The 15,223-nt window shown below is 37.2% G+C and carries 12 protein-coding genes; 1 reads left to right on the top strand and 11 read right to left on the bottom strand.

Translation table 11 applies throughout. From position 1 onward, the window contains the following. Positions 1 to 35: 35 nt before the first annotated feature. The 6 genes from CBF33_RS01830 to trxB form a co-directional block, all read right to left on the bottom strand. On the bottom strand, positions 36 to 1,304 hold the full coding sequence (locus CBF33_RS01830) for an extracellular solute-binding protein (RefSeq protein WP_126761052.1): 1,269 nt from the start codon (positions 1,302 to 1,304) through the stop codon (positions 36 to 38). Positions 1,305 to 1,411: 107 nt separating this feature from the next. After that, the gene (locus CBF33_RS01825; RefSeq protein ID WP_126761049.1) at positions 1,412 to 3,184 is read right to left on the bottom strand and encodes a glycoside hydrolase family 13 protein; all 1,773 of its coding nucleotides are present in this window, start codon (positions 3,182 to 3,184) and stop codon (positions 1,412 to 1,414) included. A 128-nt stretch (positions 3,185 to 3,312) separates the two neighbouring features. Further along, a complete protein-coding gene (locus tag CBF33_RS01820; protein WP_126761047.1) occupies positions 3,313 to 4,662 on the bottom strand; it encodes a Sapep family Mn(2+)-dependent dipeptidase in 1,350 nt (449 codons plus the stop codon). Between the two features lie 80 nt (positions 4,663 to 4,742). Continuing rightward, positions 4,743 to 5,078: a thioredoxin family protein gene (locus CBF33_RS01815; protein ID WP_126761044.1), complete on the bottom strand. Its 336-nt coding sequence runs from the start codon at positions 5,076 to 5,078 to the stop codon at positions 4,743 to 4,745. 7 nt (positions 5,079 to 5,085) lie between these two features. Next, positions 5,086 to 6,261, bottom strand: a complete 1,176-nt coding sequence (locus CBF33_RS01810) for a nucleotidyltransferase (protein WP_126761042.1) — start codon at positions 6,259 to 6,261, stop codon at positions 5,086 to 5,088. A 77-nt stretch (positions 6,262 to 6,338) separates the two neighbouring features. Continuing rightward, entirely contained in the window at positions 6,339 to 7,256 is a 918-nt protein-coding gene (trxB, locus tag CBF33_RS01805; RefSeq protein ID WP_126761403.1) for a thioredoxin-disulfide reductase, read from the bottom strand. A 209-nt stretch (positions 7,257 to 7,465) separates the two neighbouring features. On the opposite strand from trxB, the gene CBF33_RS01800 reads away from it, so the two are divergent. Next, positions 7,466 to 8,824 (top strand): MATE family efflux transporter, encoded by a 1,359-nt coding sequence (locus tag CBF33_RS01800; RefSeq protein WP_126761040.1) that lies wholly within the window; start codon positions 7,466 to 7,468, stop codon positions 8,822 to 8,824. Positions 8,825 to 8,862: 38 nt separating this feature from the next. Here the strand turns inward: CBF33_RS01800 and CBF33_RS01795 are convergent, their stop codons facing one another. From CBF33_RS01795 to tyrS, 5 genes are all read right to left on the bottom strand, one after another. Next, positions 8,863 to 10,653, bottom strand: a complete 1,791-nt coding sequence (locus CBF33_RS01795; RefSeq protein WP_126761038.1) for an ABC transporter ATP-binding protein — start codon at positions 10,651 to 10,653, stop codon at positions 8,863 to 8,865. Next, positions 10,653 to 12,401: an ABC transporter ATP-binding protein gene (locus CBF33_RS01790; RefSeq protein WP_126761036.1), complete on the bottom strand. Its 1,749-nt coding sequence runs from the start codon at positions 12,399 to 12,401 to the stop codon at positions 10,653 to 10,655. Before CBF33_RS01790 ends, CBF33_RS01795 begins: the two co-directional genes overlap by 1 nt. A 79-nt stretch (positions 12,402 to 12,480) precedes the next feature. Then, the gene (locus CBF33_RS01785; RefSeq protein WP_023606181.1) at positions 12,481 to 12,705 is read right to left on the bottom strand and encodes a YneF family protein; all 225 of its coding nucleotides are present in this window, start codon (positions 12,703 to 12,705) and stop codon (positions 12,481 to 12,483) included. Between the two features lie 108 nt (positions 12,706 to 12,813). Then, positions 12,814 to 13,701 (bottom strand): deoxyribonuclease IV, encoded by an 888-nt coding sequence (locus CBF33_RS01780; RefSeq protein ID WP_126761034.1) that lies wholly within the window; start codon positions 13,699 to 13,701, stop codon positions 12,814 to 12,816. A gap of 129 nt (positions 13,702 to 13,830) precedes the next feature. Beyond that, positions 13,831 to 15,093, bottom strand: coding sequence for a tyrosine--tRNA ligase (gene tyrS / locus CBF33_RS01775; protein ID WP_126761031.1), 1,263 nt, complete (start codon positions 15,091 to 15,093; stop codon positions 13,831 to 13,833). Positions 15,094 to 15,223: the final 130 nt, after the last annotated feature.

Below are 15,223 nucleotides of genomic sequence, written 5' to 3'. Positions count from 1 at the left end.
GTTAGCCTTACTCTGCCGTTAGCTTCTAATACAAATTATTTTCCGTATTTTTGCTCAATAGCTTCTTCAATCACTTTTACAGCATTGTCAGCTGCTTCTTTAGGTGTTTTATCTCCTGATGCAGCATCAAACATCAAGTTTTCACCACCAGCCCATACTTCACCCATTTCTGGAATATTAGGCATTGGATCAGCATCAGCATATTGTTCTATCACAGCCTGTGTGATTTCATCATCAGTCGCCGCTGCAGCTGTTCTTGCTTTATTATTAGCAGGAACTTCATTCGTTAATTCATATAATTTAGTTTGATTTTCTTCAGTTGTTAAATAGTCAATAAACTTTTGAGCGATATCTTTATGTTTAGAGTAATTGCTAACTACCCATGCTTTACCGCCACCAAAAGCACTATATCCATTACCATTATTTAATGTTGGTATTTTTGCTACTCCATAATTTAATTCTGCTTCGTTATAAGAAGCAGCTGACCAAGGTCCATTAATAATTGCTGCCGTTTTACCATTTAAAAACTGGTCTTCCATGAAGTCACCTGAACTCTTAATATCAAGCATTCCTTTTGGCCACACGTTTTGGAACCAATCTCTTGCATATTCAATACCTTCAACAGCGCCTTTACTATTTAAACCAATGTCAGATGGATCAGTACCATCATTGCCAAATACGTATCCACCGTATCCAGAAATTAAACCATATGAGAAGTAAAAATCAGTCCATTTAGCTAAGAAACCAACATTTTTATCTTTTTCACCTTCAAATGCAAAGCGTTCATCTTGACCTAATTTTTCTAAATCAGCAAATGTTTTTGGTACATCAGTTATTAGATCTTTGTTATAAAACATCACAAGAGTTTCTATAATTGCTGGCTCTCCAAAGAATTTACCATCAACTGTAACTTGTGATTTATCTTTGTCATCATAATCTACTTCATTACCTAAAGTAACTTCAGCTAAATGACCTTGTTGACCTAATGGCCCTAAACGGTCATATGCAGACATCATAACATCAGGTGCCTTACCAGCCGGTCCGTCCAAAGAAAGGGCCTCAAGTTGTTCAAACATATCACGTTCAATTAGTTTCACTTTTACATCATTCTCTTTTTCAAAATCACCTTTAACATCTTCAAGGTACTTGATGTAACCTTTATCTACTGAAACTTCAAGTACATTATCATCTTTGCTTCCACTTGCTTCCTTATCATTTTTTTTCCCAGAACCACACGCTACTAAAGATAACGCTAATCCTGCAACTAAAACACTAAGACCAATTTTTTTCCAATTTCTGCTCATTTGTACATCCTCCTGATAGTTTGGTTTTTTTAAACAGCCTTTCTATAACAAGTATCATCTGTTACACGTAACATTGCAAGCGTTTTATTACTGTTACCGGTAACAGCTTATTTTTCTGACACAAAGACAATAAACCCTTTATATCCAATTGTTTGGTTTGAAAAATCAATATTTTGACATAGTTCTTCAACTGGCTGATAGCCTCCGGGAATATCGTATTTTTCTTTTTGATTTCCATTATTAAAGAACGCTTTAATACTCGTTGTTTGATATTTACGTGTCAAAGCTACCAACTCATTATTAGATGCGGTAAATTCAAGTGTTCCTTCAGACATTACTTTTTGATATTTTTTTCTAAAATTAATAATTTCTTTTGTAAAGGATAGTAAATGTAGGTCTTGTTCCTCTTCATTCCAAACCATACATTTGCGGCAATCTGGATCATTCCCACCTGTCATACCAACTTCTGTTCCATAATAGATACATGGTGAACCATGTTGTAAAAATGTAAACAGCAACGCACTTCTCAACTTATCTTTATCATTGTCAGCTAACGTTAACAAGCGTGCAGTATCATGTGAATCTAGCATGTTAAACATGACTTGATTTGTTTGATCTCGATATAACATCAATTGTTCATTAAGACGATAAGCTAGTGCTTGACTTGACATTTCTTCATGGACAAAGAAATTTAAAATAGTTTCTGTATAAGCATAATTCATCACAGCATGAAATTCATCACCATTCAGCCAGCTCTGTGAAGAATGCCAAATTTCTCCTAATATATAAAAATCGTCCTTAATCGCAGTGGTTTCTTTATAGAATCTTTTCCAAAAATGATGATCTACTTCATTGGCTACATCTAAACGCCATGCGTCAATATCAAACTCTTCTATCCAATATTTAGCAATTTTAAGTAAATACTCTTGTACTTCTGGATTGGCTGTGTTAAGTTTCGGCATTCTTGGAGTAAAAGCAAACGTATCATAAGATAATGTTTTAGCTCCTTCAACGTTCCCGTTTTTTCCATATTCTACCGGGAAACTACGAATATGGAACCAATCAACATATTTAGAATTTTGTTGATGTTTCACAACATCTTGCCATTCTTTTGACGCATACCCCATATGATTAAATACTGCATCTAACATAATACGGATTCCTCTTTTATGAGCTTCATCCACTAATTTTTTGAATAACGCTTTATCGCCAAAGTCGGGATCAATCTCAAAATAATCAATCGTATCATATTTATGATTTGAAGATGCTTTAAATATCGGACAGAAATAAATCCCATTAATACCTAATTCTTCTAGATAATCAAGGTTATCTAATACGCCTTGTAAATCTCCACCGTAAAAATCTTCTCTACCTGGATGTTCTTTACTCCCCCATGGTAGTACATTTTTAGGGTCATTAGTTTTGTCTCCGTTTGCAAAACGTTCTGGGAATATTTGATACCATATTGTATTTTTTACCCATTCTGGTGCTTTAAAGCGATCAATCTCTTGGAAAAAAGGCATTCTAAAATAATTCTCGGCTCGCTCAATCACATTCTCGTTAAAATCAAATATGCCCCTGTCTCCATAAAAGACAACTTCTCCATCATAACCTTCAACTTTAAAGGCATATTGTATCCTTCTAAAAGGAGCGTCCGTTTCAATCACCCAATAATCAAACTCTGCCGTTTGACACAAATGTCTCATCTCAGTTGATTCTTGATACCACTTATCCTCATGAATCAAATACGGGTCGCCTTTAATAATGTGAACATGTTTAACATCATCTTTTTTGGTACGTAAACGAATATGCATTTTTTCAGACTCATACAGATAGGCATACTCACTATCGGGACGGTGATAAAGTGCTGCTCTTTCCATTACATAACCTCTTTTCAATTTATTTAACTCTAGCATACTTATTTTTGAGTAGCTTTACAATCTTATTCCCCATGTTACCGATAACAAAAAAACTCCTATCGAATTAACACATTCGATAGAAGTTAAGTTTAACTTACATCAAGTTGTTGTAAGCGATAGATAGCTTCGGCATAGATTTTCATCGTCATCTCTAATTCATCTCGTCGCCATGTCTCATTTGGCTGATGCATCGTATCCTTTGTATCTTTAAACATCGCCCCAAAAGCGACACAATTTTTCATAGCCCGTGCATAGGTAGCGCCACCATTCACTTGTGGTTCACGTAAATCGCCTGTCATATCACGATATGTTTGGAGTAACGTTTGAACTAATTCGGACTCTTTTGGCACATATAAGGAAGCAAGATAGTCGTGCTCGTGACAAGTAAAACCAAATTTTTGCGCTATTTTCTCTAACTGAGTGAGAATAAGCTCTTTATCAGTAGTCACTGGCATCCGTATATCTAATCCTATGGTTGTTTTTTCGCTATCTGCACTTAATGTTGCGACATTAAACGTTAAATCTCCTGACATCTCATCAGAAACATGACCGAATAACGAGAGGCCATTAGCGTCCTCGCCAATTTTATTTCCTAACAACTGACTGAGAAAATCTGGCTGAATAGAATCAAGTGCAACCATCAAGCGACTAATCGCATTGACGCCATCCGGAGCACTTTTCGAATGAATCGCTCTGCCTTTTGCGATAAACACGTCTTCAGCCTCATCCACTTGATAAGGCCAGCCTTGTTTTTTAAAATAGGATACAAGTGCTTGATAATCGGATTTTCTAAATCGTGCTTCATCAGGCACAACATTTAAGGCACTTCCACCGCTCACTTCATACCCATTTACACTAGGTCCTTCAAAATAAACTTGTAATAAACCTTTTTCAGCATAAATCACTGGAAATTTAGAATCTGGTACAAATCCAAAATCAACTTGTTCTTCTTTTTCATGGTAGCGTGACATACAACGCCATAAGTTTTCCTCATCCGTACCGAAAATAAATCGTATTTTATGTTGGAATGTCACCCCTGCGTCACGTAACGCTTTTACTGCATAAAGAGCTGCCATACTAGGTCCTTTGTCATCTTGAACTCCGCGACCTATCAAAGATGTCTCAGTGACCACGGCTTCAAACGGGTTGGTTTTCCATAAAGAGAGGTCACCAGGTGGCACAACATCTAAATGACAAAGTATGCCCATTGTCTTTTCGCCTTGACCTATTTCTGCGTAGCCATAGTAACCTTTTGGGTCTTCGTATACCTCAAAGCCTTCTTCTTTGAAAAGAGCTAAACACTCGGTTAAACACTGCCGTACAGGCACGCCAAATGGCGCGTTCTCAACAGGTTCTTGTAAGTACGAAGGAATCGCTACCAGTCGCTCAATCCCTTTGATTGCCTGCTCTACATGTATATTTTCAATATATGTTTTCATCATCCAACCTCCACATTCGTATCAATGATAGTAGTACGATTATAACATAAAAAAGAATGTCCTTGACAGACATTCTTTTTTTACTCTGCTATTGATAAATAGCCAGTGACGATTTTTTCTACTTCTGATTTAAACTGCGCTGTTTGAATAATTCGTGCTTTTCTTAAGTATTCTTTTCCTTCGACAAAAAGTAAGACGACTGGAACGGTCAACACTTGAAATTCACCTGCAACTTCTGGAACATCCATCGCGTCTACTTCCATTGTATAAACATCTGGAAACTCGCTCATGATTTTTTGGATTTGTGGTTTTAAACCGTGACACACACTACAATTTTCTTGCCCAATGTATAACAATGATAATTTTTCATCAGCAATATGCTGTTTGACTGTTTCAATATCTTTTAAAAGTTCCATGTTCTCCTCATTTCCCCTCGATTAAGCGAGGACGTTGATAAAAATCTAATGTCTCTGTGCGATTTAAACCTAATTGATAGATGCGACTGGCTTTAATCTCAGTAGCCAGAAGTAGCCCTTCTCGTTTGGTGACATTGGTAATGATAGGTAGCGTGATTTCTTTTTTATGTTCTTTTAGATATAAACGTCCTTTTTTTGTCATACCTAACAAACGTATATATGGATGAGCATTGTTATCTACTATTTCTTCTTTTGTTATGTTTAATAAAACATAAACGCACAGACGTTGTAAACGGGTATATGTATAACGTTTGGATTTAATGCGTTGGATAAAGTCATCAAACCCCATTGCGGCTGATACTTCTTGTTTAAACTTATACTCCAACCCTTCAACCATTTGATAAATCTTTCTTAGTTCTTCATGCGTACTTGTTTCGATACGATACTTTAGATATGGCCATAACAATGTCCAATCATGATAAGGTCCATGTTGTAAGTCTTCCCAGACACTATTAGGGGTAAATGGCATTACATCTGTTGGCTTTTCTAATTTTAAGCCTTTCCGTAAAGCAGTTCCACTGGCAAAATGTTGATGAGAAATTTCACCATCATGGTGATGAGAACCAATACGGTCAATCGGCACTAGTTTTTTAGGACAAGCCAATTGATGATTGGCTTTCGCATACGACAATGCTAGCTGATGATTAGGTTGCGACTTAGACCAATCGTACGTAGGAAATAAGATTTGCTGTAACTTCATCATTTGTTGCGGATAACTTTGTCGCTTATCATCAAATATATCAGCATAATCCTCATTATCAATGGCGTTGAAATAACATTCAGCAAATCTTTCATAAGGGAAGTTAGTCGTTTCATCTGTTCCAAACGAAAGAGAAGAAACGCCTATTGCATCTAGCAATTGTATTGCCTTTTCTCCAAACAAATCTGCTGGTTGTACGCTAGCTGTAACCGGTAGCTCGATAACAATATCTGCACCGTTATTTAAAGCGTACGTCGCACGTCGCCATTTATCAACTATTGCAGGTTCCCCTCGTTGTAAAAAGGACCCACTCATGACCGCAATCATGACGTCTGCTTGAGATTTCTCTTTTGCTTCTTTCAACTGATACTGGTGACCATTATGAAAGGGATTATATTCTGCTACAATGCCACAACTTTTCATCCTACGACTTCCTTTATCTTTTTCCCTATTATATCACGACAAGTCTATAAAAGGCTGAGTTTCCTCAGCCTTCATTCTTAGTCTGCTAATGATTCAATGTATTTAAAGGCTTCTTGACCGGCAATACTTCCGTCACCCACAGCTGTCGTAATCTGACGTAAAACTGTTTCACGTACATCTCCTATCGCATATACACCTGGCACAGACGTTTCCATTTTCTCATTAGTTGGAATCCAACCTTCTTCATTTGTTACGCCTAGTGATTTAAATGGTTCTGTAATAGGATCTAATCCTACATAGATGAAGACTGCATCTACTGGATAGTCAGATACTTCACCTGTTTGTGTATCTTTAATGCGTAAATTATTAACCTTAATGTCATCTCCTTGAATTTCTTCAACGACATGATTCCAAACAAAGGTCATTTTTTCATTTTTAAATGCACGGTCTTGTAGTACTTTTTGAGCACGTAATTCATCACGACGGTGAATTACTGAAACTTTGTCTGCTACTTGTGTTAAGTAACTACCTTCTTCAACTGCTGAGTCGCCCCCACCGATAACTGCCACATGTTTGTTACGGAAAAATGGTCCGTCACAAACTGCACAATATGAAACGCCTCGTCCGCTAAACTCTTCTTCACCAGGTGCACCTAAACGGCGATGATCAGAACCTGTTGCAATTATGACGACCTTCGCATCATATTGTTCATCTTCTGTATGAACTGTTTTATGAGTGCCATGATCTTCAACTTTTGTCACAGAACCGTACGCATGTTCCGCTCCAAATGCGGTAGAATCTTTATAGATTTTTTCAGCTAATTCTGGTCCAGTTACAAGTCCAACTCCGGGATAATTCTCAACATCCGCTGTGTTTTGCAACTGTCCGCCATAGATTCCTTTCTCTAAAACTAATACGGATAAATCTGCTCGTGACGCATAAAGAGCTGCTGTCATTCCTCCTGGTCCAGCTCCTATTACGATTACATCATACATCATTCATTTCCCTCTTTCTTATCATTCTAGTATTACTTTAACTTGACAACCATTTTTTGTCTAAATTTTTGCCTAGTTGGTCTTATTAAGCAGATTGCCATGCTTTTCGGGCAAGGTGCTAAAATCAAAAAGCGTGGGTCTATATTATTAAAAACAGATTGACTTGTCACGGAAGGTCTATACAATAAAGCTATACATAAAGGAGTCTGATGTCTGTGAATGAAATGTTTAAAAGAAAACGGTCGCTTTCGGATCAAGAATTATTTTATTTAAGTTGGCCTATTTTCGTAGAATTATTTTTACGTGTAATAATTGGTAATATCAATGTGTTTATGATTTCAAATTATTCTGAGCCTGCAGTGGCAGCTGTAGGTGCTTCAAATCAGTTGCTGAATCTGACCGTCTTCATCTATGGCTTTGTCAGCGTAGGAACACAGATTATTATCGCTCAACTAATTGGCGCAAAAAAGAGAGAACAAATACCAAAAGTTATTACCACAGCTTTAGCAGGAGGAACTCTTTTAGGATTGTTAATCAGTGCAACATTTATTTTGTTTCCTCGTCAGTTGCTCTTTTTCATGAATTTACCTGAAAATATTGTCATTATTGGTGTAGATTACTTGCGGATTTTTGGTGGTAGTTTAGTTATTTCTGCTGTCACAGCTACTATCATTGCGATTTTAAGAAGTCACGGCGAAACAAAAGTCGGTTTATATATCCCTATGGTCGCAACGATTATCGCCGTTATTGGAAACTATATCGCTCTTTACGGTCCATTTGGATTACCACACTTAGGCGTCATGGGCTTAGGAATTTCAAGTGTTGTCGGCAATAGTATCGGTTTAATCATTGCCGTCCGATTGTTATATCTGAAAACAAATATTCATCTTTTTCATTTAAACGTTAGTGATTTTTCAACCGATGCCTTGAAACAAATTTTAGCACTTGGTTTACCTTCTTCTGGGGAATCTCTATCTTACCAAGCTTCACAAGTAGTCGTTACCATGATTGTCGCCTCACTCGGTCAAACGGTTTTAATTGCTAAATCTTACGTTCAAGCGATTACTCAGTTTGTTTATTTAATTGCCGCTTCAATTGCTCAAGGAAATCAAATCATTATTGGACGTAAAGTTGGAGCTAAGGAATTCGATTTTGCATACGAGCGTGGCAAACGAAGCATGCTGATTGCTAGTTTCGTCACAATTATTATCGCTAGCTTGACATATGTTTTTGCAGAGCCTTTAATGCAAATTTTTACATCCGATGCACAAATCATCGAAATGGCGAAAGTCGTATTTTTAGTCGATATTTTTCTCGAACTGGGACGTGCGATAAACATGGTATTGATTAGTAGTTTAAATGCGGCAGGAGATGTTAAATTTCCTCTAATGACTAGTCTTGTTGTTTTATGGCTCATTAGTCTCCCTTTCTCATACGGTCTGGCCATTGTCGCAAAACTTGGATTACTAGGCGTATGGCTGGCCTACGCGATTGACGAATTATTGCGTAGTGCTGTTTTAATTAGACGCTGGAAGTCGGGAAGTTGGCGAACAAAGAGTCGTATATAAAAAAGCATCTAATCGTTCAAACGATTAGATGCTTTTTCTTATTCATTTTCTTCACTTTTTTGCAAACGATACATATCATAGTATAGACCTTGATGAGCAATAAGTTCATCATGATTTCCTTGCTCGACGATACGACCTTTATCCAAAACAAGAATGGTATTGGCATCTTTAATAGTCGATAAGCGGTGAGCAATAGCTAACGTAGTGCGTCCTTGACGCATTCTTGCTAACCCATCTTGTATCAAACTTTCAGTTTCTGTATCGATATTAGCTGTCGCTTCATCGAGAATTAAAATTTTAGGATTCGTTACAATCGTACGCGCAAAAGAGATTAACTGACGTTGACCACTTGAATAACTAGCACCTCGTTCAATTACTTTTGCATCATACTGACCAGGTAGGGTCTTAATAAAGGCATCCGCTTGCACAAACTCTGCTGCTTCACGAATTTCAGCATCAGTAATCGTTGGGTCTAACATACGGATATTTCCTTTAATATCACCGTAAAACATAAAGGCATCTTGTAAAACAAGTCCCATTTTACGTCGTAACTCAGCAATAGGATAGTCACGAATGTCACGGTCATCAATTAAAATTTCTCCTTCATAAAATTCATAGAAGCGCATCATCACGTTAATAATCGAACTTTTACCACTACCAGTATGCCCGACTAAAGCCACAGTTTCACCTGGATGAGCAATGAAACTTATGTTTTTTAACACATGATGTTCACCGTCATAAGAGAAAGTCACATTTCGAAATTCAATTTTCCCTTCTTCTATCGTCGCCGTCGAAGCTTCGTTTTGTTGTGGAGCAATTTCTTCATGGTCCATAATTTTTAAAATACGACTTCCCGCCACGACACCGTCTTGAAAAATACTTAAGAAATCCATCATACTAATCATCGGTTGAAAGAACGTTTGAACGTAAGTAATAAACGCATAAATCAAACCAATCTCGACAAACTTGTCAAGCGATTGATAACCAAAATAGTACAAAACAATGGCCGTTGATAAAGCAACGAGCAAGTTGATAACTGGCGCTAAGAGCAATGAATTCGTACGTATCATTGCATATTTTGTTTTTAAATAATCATCATTTGTCGCTTCAAACTCTTCCTCTAAGCGTTTTTCTTGTCTAAATTGTTGAATGACAGACATACCAGAAATCGACTCATTTAGTTTTGTATTCAATTGACTCAATTTTTCACGCATTTGACGATAAACTCTCGAACTGAATTTCTGATAATACCAAATAATTAGCAATAATAATGGTAGGAACATCATGATAATAAGACTTAATTTCGGATCAATCGTCCACATCGCGATGAAAGCAGCAATGACGCCAAAAATCCCGGTCATAATACTTAAAAAGACAAACCAAAATTCAAAAAGAGTTTCGGTGTCATTCGTCACACGTGAAACAATAGAACCAGCAGGTGTTTGATCAAAATAACGCATACCTAGTCCTTGTACTTTTTTAAATAGACTCACACGAATATGTTGAAACGTACGGACAGACGCTTTTGAATAAAGATATGTTTGAAAAAACCACACGATACTTTTTAAAAGAACTGCCGCCAAATAAAGACCGGCAAAATAAAAGATAATCCGTTCTGTTGCATTTCCTACTTTTAAATAACCATCGATAAACCGTTGAATAATTCTCGGAAGGATCATATTAACAGCTGATAGTGCCATTGCAAAAAGGATAGCCGGAATAAAATAATTTAAATAGGGTTTTGTATAGACGAAAAGGCGCTTAACAACATGTAATTGTTCTTTCGCCGGCATCGACTTAGCCCAAGCTGATTCGCTTTGTTTTGCCATTATATTCCCCCTCCTTCAATTTTAGAAGCCAATTGCTGTTGTTCATACATCTTCGCATACCATCCATGTTGCGTTACTAATTCATGATGAGTACCTCTTTCAGCGATATGACCCTCTTCAATAACGACGATTTCTTCACTATGCATGACACTACTTAAGCGATGAGCGGTAATAACTGTCGTTCTGTCTTGACGCATTTGTTTCAAGTTCGTAAGAATCTGTTCCTCCGTCTTAGCGTCAACAGCTGATAACGCGTCATCCAATATTAATAACTCTGGATTCAGTATCAAGGCACGAGCAATCGAAATACGTTGCTTTTGACCACCCGACAATGAAACCCCACGTTCGCCAACAAGCGTGTCGTACCCTTCAGGAAACCCTAAAATATCATCATGAATGGCCGTCATTTTGGCAACCGCTTCGACTTCTTCTTGTGTGGCATCTGGTTTGGCAAAGCGAATGTTATCGCGAATCGTCATTGAAAACAAGAAGTTATCCTGGGCAACGTAACCAATCGTATTCAATAACGCATCTAGTGAATAGTCTTTTAATTCATAATCACCAAATAAGATTTTGCCGTCAAAATCATCATATTCACGCATTAAAAGTTTTAATAAGGTTGTTTTACCTGCACCTGTTTTCCCGACGATTCCCAACGTTTCACCACGTTTAAGATGAATATCAATATTTTCTAACGTCGGCGTATCTTCATCATGATAGCTAAATTGTGCAATATCTATCACAACATCGCCTTTAGCTGGTGTTTGAATGGCTGTCGGAGATTCGATAATAGTTGATTTTTCTGATAAAAGCTCTTGTACACGGTCATAACTCGCACTACCGCGCTCTAAAATATTAAACAAACGCCCAATAGCAAACATCGGCCAGACTAACATCGTGATGTAGCCAAAAAATGCGACCATTTCACCAATCGAAATGAACTCATTCATAACAAAATAGCCACCTGCTAAAATCGTAACCGCGTATGAAAGACCAATAATAAAAGTAATAATCGGATCGAATAATGAGTCCAAAAAATTGACGCGATTGATTTTAACGGTTGCTTCATCAACTTTTGTTTCAAAATCAACGATATCTTCTGCTTCTTGTCCAAATGTTTTAATAACTTTGATACCTGAGATACTCTCTTGAACTTTATCGTTAATTGTCGAAAAAGCTGCTTGCGAATCACGAAATGCAGTATGTAGTTTAGACCCTAGTTTTCGCGACGTTAAACCTAATAAAGGTAACGGTAATAAGACGATAAGCGTCAAACGCCAATCAATTAATAACATCGCAATGATAGTAACTCCCCCATTAAGTAACGAGTCTACCAACGTTAAAATACCAGCACCGGCAACCATTTGAATGGCATTTAAGTCGTTTGTCGCATGTGCCATTAAATCTCCTGTACGGTATGTTTGAAAGAAAATTTGGTCCATACGAGTGAAATGATGAAACAAGTTTTTTCTTAATCGTTTTTCTAAACGAGCTGCACTCCCCCAAATATTCGTACGCCATACATAACGTAACGCATACTGACCTATTCCTGCTACAACAATAATCCCTACCATTTTCCACAATCGACTAGACGTTAATGTCCCGATATTAATCGCATCGACAATCATCCCAATCATACGTGGGGTAATAACTTGTAAAAGCGCTACTAAAATTAAAGAGATAATTCCTAACGTGTAGGCCTTTTTTTCTTCTTTAAAAAACCAACCTAACTTTTTAAAAATTTGCATATGTCTACCTCCTTTTACCTAAATAAAAAAACAGGTGCCTAAAAAAGCAACCCGTTTTTCTATCATGAATAAACTGGGACTATTTTTTCCCAGTTTGTGTTTTCATGTTCGCCATCATTTGACGCAGTTTTTTCTCTGACGGTTTTTGACCCATCTGCATCATCATCATACGTAACATATCCTCATTAACGGGAGGATTTTTTTGTAAGTAATCTTCCATGTATTTGCGTGCTAAGAAAAATCCGCCTACCACACCGATTGCTAAAGCTATCACAGCAATTAAGATAACCCATCCTGTGCTCATATCTATTCGCTCCTTCCATTAAAACTTCTACTCTCAATCATTAATTGTACTACATTTTACAGTGATTGGGAAAGTTTTTTAATGAAATTTTCAAAAATAGCCTGACATCTATGCTTCTTGAATTTGCTCAAGTAAATTAGGCTCAAAAACGCCTTTTTTTAACATCGCAATTTCAAAACCATAAGGTGCTTTCGCTGTTTTCTTATCTGGACCAACATATGGTGTTTCTAAAATTTTAGGCAAGTCAACCAGTGCTTCATGATGAACGACACGATTTAACGCTTCAAATCCTATCTCACCAAATCCGATATTAGCGTGGCGGTCTTTTTGCGCCCCTCTAACATTTTTCGAATCATTGACGTGGATGACTTTTAATCGGTCTAAACCGATAATTTTGTCAAACTCTGTTAACACTGCATCAAAATCTTGAACATCATATCCCGCATCATGAATATGACACGTATCCAACGTGACCGATAACTTCTCGTTAAATGTCACACCATCAATAATCCGTGCAATTTCATCAAACGAACGTCCGATTTCCGTTCCTTTACCAGCCATTGTTTCCAACGCTATCTGTGGTACTTGTTCACGCGTCAACACTTCATTTAAACCTTTGACAATTTGTGCAATCCCAGCATCAGCTCCTGCTCCAACATGGGCGCCAGGATGCATGGTAATTTGCGTTCCACCTAACGCTTCCGAACGAGCGATCTCATCTCTTAAAAACTGTGTAGCAAAACCAAAATTTTCTGGTTTTTTAGTATTTCCTAGATTAATGATATATGGCGCATGAATCACCATGTGACTCAAACCATTTTCTGTCATATATGCTTGCCCTGCTGGTATATTCATTTCTTCTACCGCTTTACGGCGCGTATTTTGTGGGGCACCTGTATAAATCATAAACGTTGAAGCACCATAACTTGCTGCTTCTTCTGCTGAACCTAATAGCATTTTTTTGCCACTCATACTTACATGAGAACCTAATAACATCGACTTTCCTCCTCGTATCATCACTACTACCTTATTGTATCTTTTTTTGTAAAGAGACTCAACGAAACTGTTTGATTCAATCACAAAAAAGAAAGGACAATGTTCTCAGACATTGTCCTCTATGCTTAATTAAAATTTTAGCAAGAAATATTTCTTCTTACCACGTCGAAGTACTGTAAATTGATTATCAATCTTATCTGTTTCATCTAATTGATAATCTAAATCTTGTACGCGGTCACCATTAATATAAATCGCACCGTTAGTGACATCTTCACGTGCTTGACGTTTAGATGTGACGAGACCAGAAGTAACTAATAGTTCAACAATATTTAAGTCATCCTCTGAATCAACATTATAGTTAGGAACATCTTTAAATCCTTGTTTGATTTCTTCGGCATTTAACTCTTTGATATCTCCACTAAACAACGCCTCTGAAATCTTAAGTGCTTGTTCATACGCTGCTTCGCCATGAGCTAGCGTAGTGACTTCACGCGCCAATACTTTTTGTGCAGCACGTTGGTGTGGGGCTGCCATAAACTCTTTTTCAATCTCAGCAATCTCTTCTAATGATAAGAAAGTAAAATATTTTAAGAATTGAACAGCATCACGGTCATCAGTGTTATACCAGAATTGATAAAACTCATAAGGGCTTGTTTTTTCTGCGTCTAACCAAACCGCATTTCCTTCAGTTTTACCGAATTTTGTTCCGTCTGCCTTTTTAATAAGTGGCATAGTAAGCCCGTAACCTTGGACTTCTCGTTCGCGGCGCAATAATTCGATTCCAGATGTAATATTCCCCCACTGGTCACTACCACCTAACTGTAATGAACAATCATGGGTGTCATATAATTTTAGAAAATCGTATGCCTGAAGTAATTGATACGCAAACTCAGTATAAGAGATACCTGTCTCAATACGACGCTTAACACTTTCTTTACTCATCATATAATTGATGGTAAAATTTTTACCAACATCTCTTAAGAAGTCAATCAATAACATACTGCCTAACCAATCATGGTTGTTCGCAATAATTGCTGGGTTTTGATCATTTTCAAAATCAATAAATGATTCTAATTGTTTCCGTAAACTGTCTGCCCATGATGCTACCGTTTCAGTGGTATTTAAACTTCTCTCAGCATCTTTAAATGATGGGTCTCCAATCATCCCCGTACCGCCTCCAACTAAGGCAATGGGTACATGTCCTTGTAATTGGAAACGACGTAACGTTAAAATCGGCAAAAGATGTCCAATGTGTAAACTATCTGCAGTGGGGTCAAACCCAATATAAAGTTTAACAGACTCTTTATTTAATTTTTCTTGTAAGGCTTCTTCATCCGTAATCTGATAGACTAAACCGCGATCACGCAATTCTTGTAAAAAATCTGTGCTCATCTAACTTCCTCCTTGTAATCTATACTTCTTTATCTTATCTTATTCCCGTAGTAATGAAAAGACTTTCAACTGTTTTTAATCAAATTATCTACGACAAAAGTTGTATCTTGTAAAGAATCCTACCATTGAA

It is taken from the genome of Vagococcus lutrae (assembly GCF_003987555.1).
GTDB lineage: Bacteria > Bacillota > Bacilli > Lactobacillales > Vagococcaceae > Vagococcus_A > Vagococcus_A lutrae.
The sequence above is the reverse complement of the archived record's forward strand: the minus strand, read 5'-3'. Positions and strand labels throughout refer to the sequence as shown.

Coding starts and splice junctions, on each gene's coding strand:
- CBF33_RS01830 (WP_126761052.1), bottom strand. CDS start 1,304: ATGAGCAGAAATTGGAAAAAAATTGGTCTTAGTGTTTTAGTTGCAGGA.
- CBF33_RS01825 (WP_126761049.1), bottom strand. CDS start 3,184: ATGGAAAGAGCAGCACTTTATCACCGTCCCGATAGTGAGTATGCCTAT.
- CBF33_RS01820 (WP_126761047.1), bottom strand. CDS start 4,662: ATGAAAACATATATTGAAAATATACATGTAGAGCAGGCAATCAAAGGG.
- CBF33_RS01815 (WP_126761044.1), bottom strand. CDS start 5,078: ATGGAACTTTTAAAAGATATTGAAACAGTCAAACAGCATATTGCTGAT.
- CBF33_RS01810 (WP_126761042.1), bottom strand. CDS start 6,261: ATGAAAAGTTGTGGCATTGTAGCAGAATATAATCCCTTTCATAATGGT.
- trxB (WP_126761403.1), bottom strand. CDS start 7,256: ATGTATGATGTAATCGTAATAGGAGCTGGACCAGGAGGAATGACAGCA.
- CBF33_RS01800 (WP_126761040.1), top strand. CDS start 7,466: ATGTCTGTGAATGAAATGTTTAAAAGAAAACGGTCGCTTTCGGATCAA.
- CBF33_RS01795 (WP_126761038.1), bottom strand. CDS start 10,653: ATGGCAAAACAAAGCGAATCAGCTTGGGCTAAGTCGATGCCGGCGAAA.
- CBF33_RS01790 (WP_126761036.1), bottom strand. CDS start 12,401: ATGCAAATTTTTAAAAAGTTAGGTTGGTTTTTTAAAGAAGAAAAAAAG.
- CBF33_RS01785 (WP_023606181.1), bottom strand. CDS start 12,705: ATGAGCACAGGATGGGTTATCTTAATTGCTGTGATAGCTTTAGCAATC.
- CBF33_RS01780 (WP_126761034.1), bottom strand. CDS start 13,701: ATGTTATTAGGTTCTCATGTAAGTATGAGTGGCAAAAAAATGCTATTA.
- tyrS (WP_126761031.1), bottom strand. CDS start 15,093: ATGAGCACAGATTTTTTACAAGAATTGCGTGATCGCGGTTTAGTCTAT.